Raw genomic sequence first — 12,725 nt, forward strand, 5'->3', positions numbered from 1 at the left:
GCCGGCCGCTGCCCGGCACGCGGCTGTTCTCGGGGATCGACGGCGCGTCGGTGCTCGATGTCGACACGGGCCTCGACAAGCTCGCGCGGCAGATCGCGGAGCCGGTCGAGTGGGCGAGTTGTCTTGCCGCATGTGTGGAGGCGGGCGCCACCGCGTTTCTCGAACTCGGTCCCGGGCGCGCGCTGGCCGAGATGGCCGGCGGCGCGTATCCCGCGTTGCCGGCGCGCAGCCTCGCGGATTTCCGTTCCGTCGACGGCGTGACGAGCTGGCTCGCACGCGTCGCGCCCGGCTGATCGACGGGCTGAAACCCGGCTCGAAACACAGCGTCCGGGCACCGGTTCGGCACTGTGTGTTGCGCCGGCGCAGCAGCGTCGCAGCCGCCCCTTGCCACGCGAATTGGCGTCGCTACAATGGCGCCCGCCATGAGACCAGCCGCCTTCTTCCTCGCCGCGTTCTGCTGCGCGACGAGCGTCCACGCCAGCCAGATTCTGTCCGACGCCGCATCGGTCGGCACGTACTTTTCGTATGACAACGCGGCGGCCGACGCGACCGTCGACCTGATCGAACAGGCGCAGCGCCGCGTGCTGCTGGCCGGCTATACGCAGGTGCCGCCGGCTGTCGCGAGCGCGCTGCGCGTGGCCCGCGCGCGGGGGATCGAGGTGCGCGTGGTGCTGGTGCGCCCGCCGCGTGCGGGCAGGTACAGCGGCGCCGGCTACCTGAAATCCGCGGGTATCGACGTCGCGATCGATTCGCGGCATGGCGGCCCCGCGTCGCGTTTCGCGATCGTCGACGACAGCGTCGCGCTGACGACGCTGTCCGACGGCGCGGCCGAGCAGGCCGACACGGTCAACGTATTCCGGCGCGCGCCCGAACTCGCGCAGTCCTACGCGCAATCGTTCTGGCGGCTGTACCGGCAGGCCGGCGGCCTCTGACCCTTCCTGCGGCGCATTGCGCGCCGGTGTGACCCTGCTTGCATCGGCGCGACCGATGAACCATCCTCGTTGACAGGCGCCGGCGCGGCTTTCGCGCATCGGCGCAACGGCAGGGAGTCGATCGTGATCGAAAGCAGTTTTGCCGATCGCGCCGATGCCGGTCGCCAGCTGGCCGACGCGTTGCGCGAATACGCGGGGCGAAGCGATGTCGTCGTGCTCGCGTTGCCGCGCGGCGGTGTACCCGTCGCGTATCCGGTCGCCCGTAGCTGCGCGCGCCGCTCGACGTGCTGGTCGTGCGCAAGCTCGGCGTGCCGTTCGACCCCGAGCTCGCGATGGGCGCGATCGCGACGGGCGGCGGGACGCATCTGCAACGTTCGGTGATCCGCGACATGGACGTATCCGATGCACAACTCGCCGACGTGATCGCGCGCGAGACGGCCGAACTGCATCGTCGCGAGGCGCTGTATCGCGGCGCGGCGCCGCCGCTGGCGGTGGACGGGCGCATCGCGATCGTGGTCGACGACGGCGTCGCGACCGGCGCGACGATGCGCGTCGCGCTGCAGGCGCTGCGCGAGCGTCACCCGGCGCGCATCGTCGCGGCCGTGCCGGTTGCGCCGGCGGGTGCCGTGCGTGCGTTCGACGGTCTGGCCGATGCATTCGTCACGGTGTCGCAGCCGGCGCGGTTCTTCGGGATCAGCCAGTTCTACGCGCGCTTCGAGCAGACGAGCGACGACGAAGTGCGCGCGCTGCTCGACGCCGCGCGCCCGTGATGCGGCGTCAGGTTTGCCGGTTTCGGCGCGGGCGCGGTCGGCCGGCTTCCGCGAGCGCGAACACGCGCTGCAGCGCCGGATGGACGTTGCCGTGCCAGCGTGGCCCCGTAAACAACCCGTAGTGATCGCAATCATCGATGTCGACGCGATGGCGCTCGTCGTCCGAGAGGCCGCTGCACAGATCGAGCGCCGCATGCGTCTGCCCGGCGCCCGTGACTGCGTCGCGGGCGCCTTCGACGGTCAGCAGCGCGACATCGCGCAGCGCGGCCGGTTCGATGCGCCGGCCGTCCACATGCCACGCGCCGGTCGCGAGCAGCATGCGTTGAAACACGACGTCGACCGTGTCGAGGAAATAGTCGGCCGGCATGTCGAGCAGCGCCGTGTATTCGCGCAGTGCCCGCCGGGCGTCGGCGAGCCCGGTCATGTCGAAGCGGGAAGCTGCCAGCGCGTAGGTCTCGATCAGCGTCAGGAAGCGTTGCGGATACAGGAGCGCGATCTCGCCCTGTTGCAGATAGGTCGGGAACACGTGGCGGCCATGCCCGGCGAAGCCGGGCGGCACGATGTCGATCAGGTGACGCCGGCACCAGTCGAGCGAATGGGCCGCGGCCGCGGTGCCGAGCGCGCTCGGGTTCAGGCGCGCATCGATCGGGCCGCCGATCAGCGTGATACTCGCGGGCGGTGCGAGGCCGCGCGCGGCGCGCAGCGCCAGGGCGCCGAGCGCCGGTACGGTCGCCTGGCAAACGGCGACGACGTGCAGCGGCCGCTCGTCGTGCTGGAGGGTGCCGACGAAGCCGTCGAGCATCGCGACGTATTCGTCGAGCCCGAAACGGCCTGCCGCGAGCGGCACGTCGCGGGCATTGCGCCAGTCGGTCACGCAGACGTCGCCATCGGCGAGCAGCGTTTCGGCGGTTTCCCGCATCATCACGGCCGCGTGCCCGACGAGCGGCGCGCACAGCAGCACCGTGCGGCGCGCATCGGCGTGCGCGAAGCGCCGCAAGTCGCAAAACGGCGTGTGCGCGACGATCTGCTCGCTGACGGCGGGCCACGCGAGATCGAAGCCCGGCGGCGCGGCCTGTGGCCCGAGCAGCGGTTCGAACAGGTCGTCGTAGCACGATGACGCGGCGTGCGGCAGCGACGCCGTGGGCCATGCGTCGAACGCGTATCGCGTCGCCGCGCGCCATGCGCGCATCCATTCCCGCTGCTGCTCGACGACGGCATACCACATGGCGGACCCTGGGGCGGAAGGAGCGTGAACCTCCATTATGGTCATAGCGGCCGGGCAGCGGGAGCCCGATGTACGGCCGGCTGATGCGCGTCAAGCGCAGGGGCACGCTAGGCGCTGCCGGCCGCCGCTGCTACAGTCGTCAGGCCCATTCCCTCGAAGCGGAGCGTTCGCGATGAAGCTGATCGGCATGCTGGATTCCCCGTTCGTGCGCCGCGTCGCCATTTCGGCGAAGCTGCTCGACCTGCCGTTCGAACACGAGTCGATCTCGGTGTTTCGTCATATCGAGCGGTTCAGGACGCTCAACCCGGTCGTCAAGGCGCCGACGCTCGTGACCGACGGCGGCGCGACGCTGCTCGATTCGTCGCTGATCGTCGACTATCTCGACCACGTGGCAGCACCTGAGCGGCGCCTGCTGCCCGACGCCGTCGAGGCCCGGCTGCGCGCGCTGGTGCCGATCGGCTTCGCGCTGGCCGCCGCCGAGAAAACCGTGCAGGTCGTCTACGAGCAGGCGCTGCGCCCGTCGGACAAGCAGCACGAGCCGTGGGTGGATCGCGTGCTGAGCCAGCTCGAAGGTGCATACGGCGCGCTGGAGCCGCTGGTCGCGGCCGCCAACGGCTGGTTCGGCGGCGCGCGATTGTTGCAGTCGGACGTGACGGTCGCGGTGGCGTGGCGCTTCACGCAGTTCATGGCGGCCGATTACCCGGTGCTGGCGCGGATCGATCCGGCCCGTTATCCGGCGCTCGCCGCGCATTCCGCACGGGCGGAAGCGTTGCCGGCTTTCGTCGAAACGCCGCTCGTCTAGGTTTCGAAGCGGGGCGCCGGACTGTCGCGCACCGCTGTCGGCCGCCGTTCGCCCTTGTCCGGCAAGCCGCTGCCGATTGTTCTCGGCGGCTGACAAGTGACTTCGCATTCGCGCTGTTTATCCGGACGCGACCGATCCCTAGAATCCACTCCATCAAATCACGCATTGCCAGATGGAGCCGATGATGAAAGCCCTGATCGAATCGAGCCTGTACCACCCGTCCGTCGTGTTGGCGCTTGCCGGGCTCACGCAGCTGATGGTCGAGCGCGATTTCAATCTCGGCCAGGTCGGAATGATCGTCGCGGCGCGCGGTGCGCAGGCAGCCGTGTCGCGGTCGCGCGCGCTGATCTTCTGCCGTCACTGCGAAGCGCAGGCATGAAGGCGTTCGCGCCGACTGAATGAAAAAAAAGCCCGGCCGGCGCAAGCCGGTCGGGCAGATCGGGTTCGATCGGGCCCCGGCTTCGGCCGGGGCTTTTTCATTGCGCGACGCTTACGCGCGGGCGGGAGTCGCGACGCCGTAGACCTCCGATTCGTCGTCGTCCTCGCGCAACTGGCGCGCGAGCTGGTGCGCTTCGCGGCGCGTCGCGACGGCCGGCGGCGAGCCCTTCAGCGGCTGGCGCGCGGTTTCGGCGAGCGCGACGACCGACACGATGCCGATCAGCGCGGCGCCCATCATGTAGTACGCGGGCATCATCAGGTTGTGCGTCACGTCGACGAGCCACGCGGTCACCAGCGGCGTCGTGCCGCCGAACAGCGACACCGACACGTTGAAGCCGATCGCGAGCGCGCCGTAGCGGATCTCGGTCGGGAACAGCGCGGGCAGCGCCGACGGCATCACGCCCGTGAAGCACGACAGCAGCACGCCGAGGATCAGCAGGCCGCCGAACACCGACGCCGTGGTGCCCGTGTGGATCAGCATCAGCGACGGGATCGACAGCACCAGCAGGCCCACGCAGCCGGCGAGCATCACCGGCTTGCGGCCGACCTTGTCCGACAGGCGGCCGGCGTACAGCGTCATCGGCATCATCAGCACCATCACGAGCAGCACCAGCACGAGGCTGTGCGATTCGTCGAAGTGCAGCGTCGACGACATGAAGCTCGGCAGGTACGACAGCACCATGTAGTCGGTCACGTTGAAGATCAGCACGAGGCCGACGCACAGCAGCAGCGCACGCCAGTTACGCAGCAGCGTCTCGCGAAAGCGCGCCTTCGGCACGGCCTTGTCCTGCGCTTCGCGCTCTTCGGCCTGGCGCTTGAACGCGGGCGTTTCCTCGAGCTTCATCCGGATGTACAGACCGATCAGGCCGAGCGGCCCGGCGATCAGGAACGGCACGCGCCAGCCCCACGACAGCAGCGCTTCCTGCGACAGCGACGCGGTGAGCAGTGCGACGACGCCCGCGCCCAGCACATAGCCGATCAGCGTGCCGAATTCGAGGAAGCTGCCCATGAAGCCGCGGCGCTTGTCGGTCGAGAACTCGGCGATGAAGGTGGCCGCGCCGCCGTACTCGCCGCCGGTCGAGAAGCCCTGCACGAGGCGGGCGACGAGCAGCAGGATCGGGGCCATGATGCCGATCGACGCATAGCTCGGGATCAGGCCGATCGCGAAGGTGCCGACGGCCATCATGATCATCGTGGCGGCGAGCACGCGCTGGCGGCCGATGCGATCGCCGAGCGGGCCGAACACCATGCCGCCGAGCGGGCGCACGAGGAACGCGGCCGCGAACGTGCCGAAGGTGGCCAGCAACTGCGCGGACGGGCTGCTGGACGGAAAGAACACCTTGCCGAGCGTGACGGCGATATAGCTGTAGACGCCGAAGTCGAACCATTCCATCGCATTGCCGATGGCCATTGCGCTGACGGCGCGCTTGAGCAGGCTCTGGTCGACGACGGTGATGTCGTCCGCGGCGAGCGGGGCTTCGCCGGACGACGAAGCGGGGGAAGAGACAGCGGTCGGGCTGACGTGTGTTGCGGTCAAGGTCATGCACTCCTTTGACAGCGCCGGAACGGGCGGGCCGTCCGACACGGTTTGCCGGCGAGCGCGGTGTCGTGTGCTGCGCGTCGGGGCAGACCATTAAGCACTTACTGCATAGAGGGCAGCAAAGGGCCAAGGGGCTGCTTCGACGCGGGCCCGATGGGCCGTCGCGACAGTGCGCTCATGAAGAATGGGCCGCGTAATGCAGGCGGCGGATGCCGGTGCGGACGATGGGTCCGGCGTGCCGGCAACGCCCCGGAGGGGCAGCGAAACGAGAAAAGCGGGCCTGTCGGGCGGGCTTTCCTGTGGATGCAATTTCGATCGAGGCACCGGGCCGCAACGTGCGGACGGACTTCTCTCAAAATCGAAAAGACAGAGATTGAATGTTGAAACAGGCGACATGATAGCACGATGACGGACGATCGTGCAAATTGCCCGGAATCGCCCGTCTGGCGGGGCATCCCGGGGAGCCTGCTCGGGTATGATCGGCGGCGCGCGGCGCGGCGCGGCCGTGCCGGCCGCCGCGACGGGGCTGAATTCGCGAGGAACCGGATGACCGAACTGATGAGGATCGCGGCGCTGTTCGCCGCTACTGCGCTGGCCGAAATCGTCGGCTGCTACCTGCCGTGGCTCGTGCTGAAGGCCGGGCGCCCGGCCTGGCTGCTGGTGCCCGCGGCGTTGTCGCTCGCGTTGTTCGCGTGGCTGCTGACGCTGCACCCGAGCGCGGCGGGGCGCACGTATGCCGCGTACGGCGGCGTCTATATCGCGGTGGCGTTGATCTGGCTGCGGGTGGTCGACGGTGTCGCGCTGACCCGCTGGGACGTGGCCGGCGCGGTGCTCGCGCTCGGCGGAATGGCCGTCATCGCGCTGCAGCCGCGCGCCTGAGCGGCGCGGCCGCGGCGCGTGCCGCGTGCCTCAGGCTGCTTCGGCGGTATCCGTGTCGGCGGGCTGGCGCCACACGCAGGTGCCCTTGACCGACTTGTCGAGCTCGTCGAGCTGAGCCTGGTGCGCGGCAAGCTCGTCTTCGCTCGCGGTCACCACGGCCAGGTCGAGCGCGGCGAGCGACACGCGTTTGCCGTTCGCCGCGCCGCCGTCGGCGCTCGCGTCGTCGAGCATGTCGATCACGAGGCTGTCCTGGCCGCGCGTCATCGCGAGATAGACCTCGGCGAGCAGCTCCGAGTCGAGCAGTGCGCCGTGCAGCGTGCGGTGCGCGTTGCTGATGCCGAAGCGGTCGCACAGCGCGTCGAGCGAATTGCGCTTGCCGGGGAACATCTGCTTGGCCTGCACCAGCGTGTCGATCACGCCGCCGCAATGCTCGGTGAACGGCGGCAGGCCGAGCCGCGCGAATTCGGCGTCGAGGAAGCCCAGATCGAACGGCGCGTTGTGGATGATCAGCTCGGCGTCCTTCACGAAGTCGAGGATCTGGTGGGCGACTTCCGCGAATTTCGGCTTGTCGCTCAAGAATTCGGTCGTGAGGCCATGCACCGCCAGTGCGCCCGGATCGCTGTCGCGCTCGGGGTTCACGTAGAAGTGCAGGTTGTTGCCGGTGAGCCGCCGGTTCAGCAGCTCGACGCAGCCGATTTCGATGAGACGGTCGCCCGTGCGGGCGTTCAGGCCGGTGGTTTCGGTATCGAGAATGATCTGGCGCATATCGGGAAAAGCAACGAAAACAGGAGAGGGCGGCCGGGGTTCAGGCGGCCAGCGATTCGACGCCGCGGTTCGCGAGCGCGTCCGCGCGCTCGTTTTCGGGATGGCCCGCGTGGCCCTTGACCCAGCGCCACTCGATCTCGTGCTGAGCGACGAGCGCGTCGAGCCGCTTCCACAGGTCGGCATTCTTCACGGGCGTCTTCGCCGCGGTGACCCAGCCTTTCTTCTTCCACCCGTGGATCCACTCGCTGATGCCTTTCTGCACGTATTGCGAGTCGGTATGCACGATCACCCGGCACGGCCGCTTCAGCGCTTCGAGCGCGGCGATCACGCCCATCAGCTCCATGCGGTTGTTGGTCGTGTTCGGCTCGCCGCCGAACAGTTCCTTTTCTTGACTGCCGTAGCGCAGCAGGGCGCCCCAGCCGCCGGGGCCGGGGTTGCCCTTGCAGGCGCCGTCGGTATAGATGTCGATGGTGTCGGTTGTCATGAACGTTCTTGGTGAGTGGTCGGGGAGGCCGCCGGCGTCAGGCCCGGTGCGAGCACGGGCTTCTTCATCTTGATCGGGCCGACGAGGCGCATGCCGCGCACGCGCTTGACGGCCGTCACCATGTAGACGGCGCCGAAGATCGGCCACCAGCGGTCGCCGGCGGCCTCCATGAAGCCGTAGCGGGCCAGCCACTGGTCGGTGGCGAGCGGCGGCCGGTAGCAGCCGAAGCGGCCGCGTTCGAGGTCGAAACCGAGCAGCTTGATCCAGTCCTTGAGCCGGATGAACGCGATCTGGTCGCGCGTGGCCGGCACGAACGGGCGGTTCGCCATGCGCCCGAACGACTGCCGCATGCCCCACAGGCTCAGCGAATTGAAGCCGGTGATCACGAGCTGGCCTTCCGGCATCAGCACGCGCTCGGCCTCGCGCAGCAGACGGTGCGGGTCGGACGTGAATTCGAGCGTGTGCGGCATCACGATCAGGTCGACGCTCTGCGACTCGAACGGCAGGTCGAGCAGATCGCACCACGTCGTGCTGCGATCGGCGGGCGCGTGGGCCGCCGTGTGTGCTTCGCGCGCCCACGGATACTGATACGGCGCGCTCGCGCCGCTCGCCGGGTCGAGCACGAGGCCGCGATACGGCATGCGGTTCTCGCGCAGTGCGTCGAGCTGCGGCAGGCCGAGCTGCAGCGCGTGGAAGCCGAAGACGTCGGATACGATCCGGTCGAGCTGCGCCTGCTCCCAGCCCAGCACGTAACGGCCGGGCGGCGAGTCGGTCCAGGCGGGCCAGTCTATAATTTGACGGTCAGACATAACGATGATTGCGCGCCTATGAACGAGCTGGAATACGTGCCGGTTCCGGCATTCGAAGACAACTATATCTGGCTCGTCTCGGACGGCCGCGATGCGATCGCCGTCGACCCGGGTGAAGCCGCGCCCGTACGCCGGGTTCTTGCCGAACGAGGCTGGCGGTTGACCGCTATTTTACTCACGCACCACCACGCCGACCACGTCGGCGGTGTCGAGGCGCTGCAGCATAGCCAACCGGCCGATGTTCCGCTCACCGTTTACGGCCCCGCGGCCGAAGCGATCGGCGTGGTCACGCGGCCGCTGTCGGGCGGCGATCGCGTGACGCTCGACGCGCCCGCGGTCGCATTCGACGTGCTCGACGTGCCCGGCCATACACGCGGCCACATTGCTTACTTTCAGGCGGCCGGTCAAGGCGCGGCCGGGCAGGGCAACGCGGTGCCGCACGTGTTCTGCGGCGACACGCTGTTCTCGTGCGGCTGCGGCCGTCTGTTCGAAGGCACGCCCGCGCAGATGCTCGCGTCGCTCGACGCGCTCGCCGCGTTGCCGGGCGACACCCGCGTGCATTGCGCACACGAATACACGCTGTCGAACATCCGCTTCGCGCTCGCGTGCGAGCCGGGCAATGCGGCACTCGCCGCGTGGCGCGACGACGCACAGGCGCTGCGTGCGCGCGGCGTGCCGACGCTGCCCACTACGATCGCGCACGAGCGTGCCGTTAACCCGTTCATGCGGGCCGACAGCGCGGCGATCCACGCGACGCTCGAGGCCGAGCTGCACGAAACGGTGACGGATCGCCTGGCGGCGTTCACGCTGATGCGCGAATGGAAAAACCGGTTCCGGTGACGTTTTCCGGAGGACTCCAAAGCTCAAGCGGTGTCTGTAAAAATTGCTCCAAATGTAGGATTTCGCTGAGTTTTCGGTGTTTTTATTGACGTGAAGCACGCACTTCCGTAGTATCGCCTGCAATTTCCAGCCGTCGGAAGCCGAGATTTTCATGCGACTTATATTGAGTGCGATGGTGGTGCTGCTACTCGCCGCTTGTGCGAGCCAGCCCCCTGTCGCCAACAACGCCGCCGATTCGCAGGCGACGTCCAACTACCTCCGTAAATCAGCCACCGCCAAAGAAACTGTCGACGTCGACAAGCAATCCGTCGGCGACCTGACCACGGCAGACTCCGATCTCTGGGCGCGCATTCGCCGCGGCTTCCAGATGCCCGACCTGCAGAGCGATCTCGTCGACATGCAGACGACCTGGTATACGCAGCGTCCCGATTACGTGCAGCGCATGACCGAGCGCTCGCAGAAGTACCTGTACCACATCGTCGAGGAGCTCGAGGCGCGTCACATGCCGACCGAGCTCGCGCTGCTGCCGTTCATCGAGTCCGCGTACAACCCGCAGGCGCTGTCGGTCGCGAAGGCGGCCGGCATGTGGCAGTTCATGCCCGGCACCGGCCGCACGTACAACCTGAAGCGCAACATGTGGCAGGACGAGCGCCGCGACGTGCTCGCGTCGACGAGCGCCGCGCTCGACTACCTGTCCCGCCTGCACGACATGTTCGGTGACTGGTATCTGGCGCTGGCCGCGTACAACTGGGGCGAAGGCAACGTGCAGCGCGCGATCGCGCGCAACCAGGCGGCCGGCTTGCCGACCGACTACCAGAACCTGCGGATGCCGAACGAGACGCGCAACTACGTGCCGAAGCTGCAGGCGGTGAAGAACATCATCGCGAGCCCGCAGCAGTACGGCCTGGCGCTGCCGGATATCCCGAACCACCCGTATTTCGTGACGGTCACGACGTCGCGCGACATCGACGTGGCGGTGGCCGCGAAGCTCGCCAACCTGCCGCTCGACGAGTTCCGCTCGCTGAACCCGTCGTTCTCGAAGCCCGTGATCCTCGGCGCGACCGAGCCGCAGATCCTGCTGCCGTTCGACAACGCGTCCGCGTTCGAGAAGAGCCTGAAAGCGTACAACGGCCAGCTGTCGTCGTGGACCACCTACACGGTCAGCGAGCGTGCACGCCCGGCCGCGATCGCCGAGAAGATCGGCGTCGACGCCGATACACTGATGTCGGTCAACAAGATTCCGGCCGGCATGCGCCTGAAGCCGGGCTCGACGATCGTCGTGCCGCGCGGCAATGACGACGACGAGGACATCAGCGCCGACGTCGCCGAAAACGGCGCGCTCGCGATGGAGCCGGACGTCCCCGATACGCGCAAGATGCTGATCCGCGTGCGCCGCAAGCAGTCGATGGCGGCGATCGCCGGCCGCTATGGCGTGTCGGTCGGCCAGTTGAAGGCGTGGAACCGTACGCACCGCGATCTCGCGATGCCGGGCCAGGCGCTCGTGCTGCACGTGCCGGTCGGCCGTTCGGTGCCGGCGGAACCCGGTCCGGAGCGGATCGCGACGTCGACGGGCGGTGCGCACATCGAGCGCGCGAGCCTGGCGGTGGGCGGCAAGTCGCACGGCGGCAAGCGCGGCGCCGCCAAGTCGTCGGCTCGGCCGGCGGCGAAGGCCGCGCCCGCGAAAGCCGCGCCGGCCAAGGCCGCCGCGCACAAGGGCAAGAAGAAGTAAGCGCGGCTGCCGCGCGCAACGTGGCGGCCGGTGAGGCCCGCGCGATTGCGCTATCATCCGACGAAATCGACGAAACGCCGTCACCGAGGTGACGGCGTTTTCGTTTGCGCGCGGCATAACGTCGCGCGTCTTCATCGAACAAGGGGGAGCGATGTCGTCGGTGCAGGTGAGGGTGCTCGCGCTGTTTTCGGTCGGGTATTTCGTGTCGTATGTGTTTCGCGGCGTCAATCTGGGCTTCGCGCCGTTCGTCACGCATGAGCTCGGGCTGTCGGCCGCCGATCTCGGCCTGCTCACCAGCCTCTATTTCCTCGGCTTCGCGGGCGCGCAGATCCCGGCCGGCGTGATGCTCGACCACTTCGGCCCGCGGCGCGTGACGGCCGGCATGCTGCTGTTCGCGGCGGCCGGCGCGGCCGTGTTCGGTGCGGCGCATGGCATCGGCACGATGATGGCCGGCCGGCTGCTGATCGGCGTCGGCGTATCGGTGTGTCTCGGTGCGGCGTTCAAGGCGCTCGCGCAGCATTTCCCGGTTGGCCGGCTGCCGCTCGTCAACGGCCTCGTGATGGCCGTGGGCGGCCTCGGCGGCGTGATGGTCGGCTCGCCGCTGACCTTGCTGCTCGGCTGGGCGAGCTGGCGCGCGATCTGTTTCGGCCTCGCGGTGCTGACCGTGGCCGTCGCGGCGTCGATCGGCTTCGGGGCGCCCGACGCGCAGCAGGCACGTCACCAGGGTGGCCTCGTCAGCCAGTTCAAGGGCACGTGGCACATCCTGACGAGCCGCGCGTTCTGGAAGATCGCGTCGTTCTCCGTCGTCACGCAGGGCGTGTTCTATGCGATGCAGTCGCTGTGGGTGGGCCCGTATCTGCGCGATGTCGGCGGATTCGACGCGCCGCATGCCGCGCGCCTCGTGTCGGTGCTCGGCTTCGCGATGATGGCCGGCTGCGTCGGCTTCGGCGCGGCGGCGCGCGTGCTCGAGCGGCGCGGCGTGTCGGTCTACGCGACGTGCGGCATCGGCATGGCGCTGTTCGTCGCGACGCAGCTCGCGATCGTCGCGCGCGTGCCGTTGCCGCCCGCCGTGCTGTGGGCCGCCTACGGGATGTTCGGCGGCGTGGGCATCCTGACCTACGCGGTGATGGCCGGCCACTTTCCCGCCCATCTGATCGGTCGCGCGAACACGACGCTCACGCTCGTGATCTTCCTGCTGATCTTCGCGTTCCAGATCGGCGTCGGCGCCGTGCTGTCGCACTGGCCGGCGGTCGACGGCCGTTATCCGGCCGCCGCGCACTTCACCGCCTGGGGCGTGCTGCTCGCGCTGCAGCTCGCGAGCGCGATCTGGTACGTCTGGCCCACGCGCGGCGCTGGCCAGGCGCACTGATCCGGCGGTACGCTGATAGGTACGGCGGCCGCGAAAACAGGGCCGCAGCACGGTGCGCTGCGCCCGCCGCTCGCGGCGCGCGCATGATCGGACGGCCATATCAATTGAAGATAGGGCCATTTTCAGGCTATAATTTGAAAGTT

At 68.6% G+C, this 12,725-nt stretch carries 12 protein-coding genes and 2 pseudogenes; 9 read left to right on the plus strand and 5 right to left on the minus strand.

Annotated features, from left to right (window positions below):
- From JMF86_RS06005 to JMF86_RS06015, 3 genes and pseudogenes are all read left to right on the plus strand, one after another.
- Nucleotides 1–293 (plus strand): annotated as a pseudogene (locus JMF86_RS06005) (malonate decarboxylase subunit epsilon); the annotation flags it as partial.
- A gap of 117 nt (nucleotides 294–410) precedes the next feature.
- Nucleotides 411–932 carry a phospholipase D-like domain-containing protein gene (locus JMF86_RS06010; protein WP_201316811.1) on the plus strand — a complete coding sequence of 174 codons (522 nt, stop codon included), beginning with the start codon at nucleotides 411–413 and terminating at the stop codon, nucleotides 930–932.
- A gap of 123 nt (nucleotides 933–1,055) precedes the next feature.
- Nucleotides 1,056–1,702, plus strand: a pseudogene (locus JMF86_RS06015) (phosphoribosyltransferase).
- Nucleotides 1,703–1,709: 7 nt separating this feature from the next.
- Here JMF86_RS06015 and JMF86_RS06020 read toward each other — a convergent pair.
- Entirely contained in the window at nucleotides 1,710–2,927 is a 1,218-nt protein-coding gene (locus JMF86_RS06020; RefSeq protein ID WP_201316812.1) for a polyhydroxyalkanoate depolymerase, read from the minus strand.
- A 172-nt stretch (nucleotides 2,928–3,099) separates the two neighbouring features.
- On the opposite strand from JMF86_RS06020, the gene JMF86_RS06025 reads away from it, so the two are divergent.
- Together JMF86_RS06025 and JMF86_RS06030 are read left to right on the plus strand one after the other, a co-directional pair.
- Nucleotides 3,100–3,729 carry a glutathione S-transferase family protein gene (locus JMF86_RS06025; RefSeq protein WP_201316813.1) on the plus strand — a complete coding sequence of 210 codons (630 nt, stop codon included), beginning with the start codon at nucleotides 3,100–3,102 and terminating at the stop codon, nucleotides 3,727–3,729.
- A gap of 172 nt (nucleotides 3,730–3,901) precedes the next feature.
- The gene (locus JMF86_RS06030) at nucleotides 3,902–4,108 is read left to right on the plus strand and encodes a hypothetical protein (protein ID WP_006476356.1); all 207 of its coding nucleotides are present in this window, start codon (nucleotides 3,902–3,904) and stop codon (nucleotides 4,106–4,108) included.
- A gap of 111 nt (nucleotides 4,109–4,219) precedes the next feature.
- Here JMF86_RS06030 and proP read toward each other — a convergent pair whose 3' ends face one another.
- The gene (gene proP / locus JMF86_RS06035) at nucleotides 4,220–5,710 is read right to left on the minus strand and encodes a glycine betaine/L-proline transporter ProP (RefSeq protein ID WP_027809592.1); all 1,491 of its coding nucleotides are present in this window, start codon (nucleotides 5,708–5,710) and stop codon (nucleotides 4,220–4,222) included.
- A gap of 543 nt (nucleotides 5,711–6,253) precedes the next feature.
- Here proP and JMF86_RS06040 point away from each other — a divergent pair.
- A complete protein-coding gene (locus JMF86_RS06040; RefSeq protein WP_011545077.1) occupies nucleotides 6,254–6,586 on the plus strand; it encodes a YnfA family protein in 333 nt (110 codons plus the stop codon).
- Between the two features lie 30 nt (nucleotides 6,587–6,616).
- Here JMF86_RS06040 and dnaQ read toward each other — a convergent pair whose 3' ends face one another.
- The 3 genes from dnaQ to JMF86_RS06055 are packed head-to-tail and all read right to left on the minus strand — an operon-like array spanning nucleotide 6,617 to nucleotide 8,644.
- A complete protein-coding gene (gene dnaQ / locus JMF86_RS06045; protein ID WP_077177967.1) occupies nucleotides 6,617–7,351 on the minus strand; it encodes a DNA polymerase III subunit epsilon in 735 nt (244 codons plus the stop codon).
- A 40-nt stretch (nucleotides 7,352–7,391) separates the two neighbouring features.
- On the minus strand, nucleotides 7,392–7,835 hold the full coding sequence (rnhA, locus tag JMF86_RS06050) for a ribonuclease HI (protein ID WP_006476352.1): 444 nt from the start codon (nucleotides 7,833–7,835) through the stop codon (nucleotides 7,392–7,394).
- The gene (locus JMF86_RS06055) at nucleotides 7,832–8,644 is read right to left on the minus strand and encodes a class I SAM-dependent methyltransferase (RefSeq protein WP_011545079.1); all 813 of its coding nucleotides are present in this window, start codon (nucleotides 8,642–8,644) and stop codon (nucleotides 7,832–7,834) included. Before JMF86_RS06055 ends, rnhA begins: the two co-directional genes overlap by 4 nt.
- 18 nt (nucleotides 8,645–8,662) lie before the next feature.
- Here JMF86_RS06055 and gloB point away from each other — a divergent pair, with 18 nt between their 5' ends.
- From gloB to JMF86_RS06070, 3 genes are all read left to right on the plus strand, one after another.
- Nucleotides 8,663–9,484, plus strand: a complete 822-nt coding sequence (gloB, locus tag JMF86_RS06060) for a hydroxyacylglutathione hydrolase (protein ID WP_011545080.1) — start codon at nucleotides 8,663–8,665, stop codon at nucleotides 9,482–9,484.
- 151 nt (nucleotides 9,485–9,635) lie between these two features.
- A complete protein-coding gene (locus JMF86_RS06065; protein ID WP_011694247.1) occupies nucleotides 9,636–11,213 on the plus strand; it encodes a transglycosylase SLT domain-containing protein in 1,578 nt (525 codons plus the stop codon).
- Between the two features lie 88 nt (nucleotides 11,214–11,301).
- Nucleotides 11,302–12,582, plus strand: a complete 1,281-nt coding sequence (locus tag JMF86_RS06070) for a nitrate/nitrite transporter (protein ID WP_374039638.1) — start codon at nucleotides 11,302–11,304, stop codon at nucleotides 12,580–12,582.
- Nucleotides 12,583–12,725: the final 143 nt, after the last annotated feature.

Origin of the sequence: Burkholderia sp. E168m15, assembly GCF_016586105.1 — a bacterium.
GTDB lineage: Bacteria > Pseudomonadota > Gammaproteobacteria > Burkholderiales > Burkholderiaceae > Burkholderia > Burkholderia orbicola.

What these genes read in the sequence shown, in the direction of transcription:
- JMF86_RS06020 (WP_201316812.1), bottom strand. Translation starts at nt 2,927, where the DNA reads ATGTGGTATGCCGTCGTCGAGCAGCAGCGGGAATGGATGCGCGCATGG.
- rnhA (WP_006476352.1), bottom strand. Translation starts at nt 7,835, where the DNA reads ATGACAACCGACACCATCGACATCTATACCGACGGCGCCTGCAAGGGC.
- proP (WP_027809592.1), bottom strand. Translation starts at nt 5,710, where the DNA reads ATGACCTTGACCGCAACACACGTCAGCCCGACCGCTGTCTCTTCCCCC.
- dnaQ (WP_077177967.1), bottom strand. Translation starts at nt 7,351, where the DNA reads ATGCGCCAGATCATTCTCGATACCGAAACCACCGGCCTGAACGCCCGC.
- JMF86_RS06010 (WP_201316811.1), top strand. Translation starts at nt 411, where the DNA reads ATGGCGCCCGCCATGAGACCAGCCGCCTTCTTCCTCGCCGCGTTCTGC.
- gloB (WP_011545080.1), top strand. Translation starts at nt 8,663, where the DNA reads ATGAACGAGCTGGAATACGTGCCGGTTCCGGCATTCGAAGACAACTAT.
- JMF86_RS06040 (WP_011545077.1), top strand. Translation starts at nt 6,254, where the DNA reads ATGACCGAACTGATGAGGATCGCGGCGCTGTTCGCCGCTACTGCGCTG.
- JMF86_RS06030 (WP_006476356.1), top strand. Translation starts at nt 3,902, where the DNA reads ATGGAGCCGATGATGAAAGCCCTGATCGAATCGAGCCTGTACCACCCG.
- JMF86_RS06025 (WP_201316813.1), top strand. Translation starts at nt 3,100, where the DNA reads ATGAAGCTGATCGGCATGCTGGATTCCCCGTTCGTGCGCCGCGTCGCC.
- JMF86_RS06055 (WP_011545079.1), bottom strand. Translation starts at nt 8,644, where the DNA reads ATGTCTGACCGTCAAATTATAGACTGGCCCGCCTGGACCGACTCGCCG.
- JMF86_RS06065 (WP_011694247.1), top strand. Translation starts at nt 9,636, where the DNA reads ATGCGACTTATATTGAGTGCGATGGTGGTGCTGCTACTCGCCGCTTGT.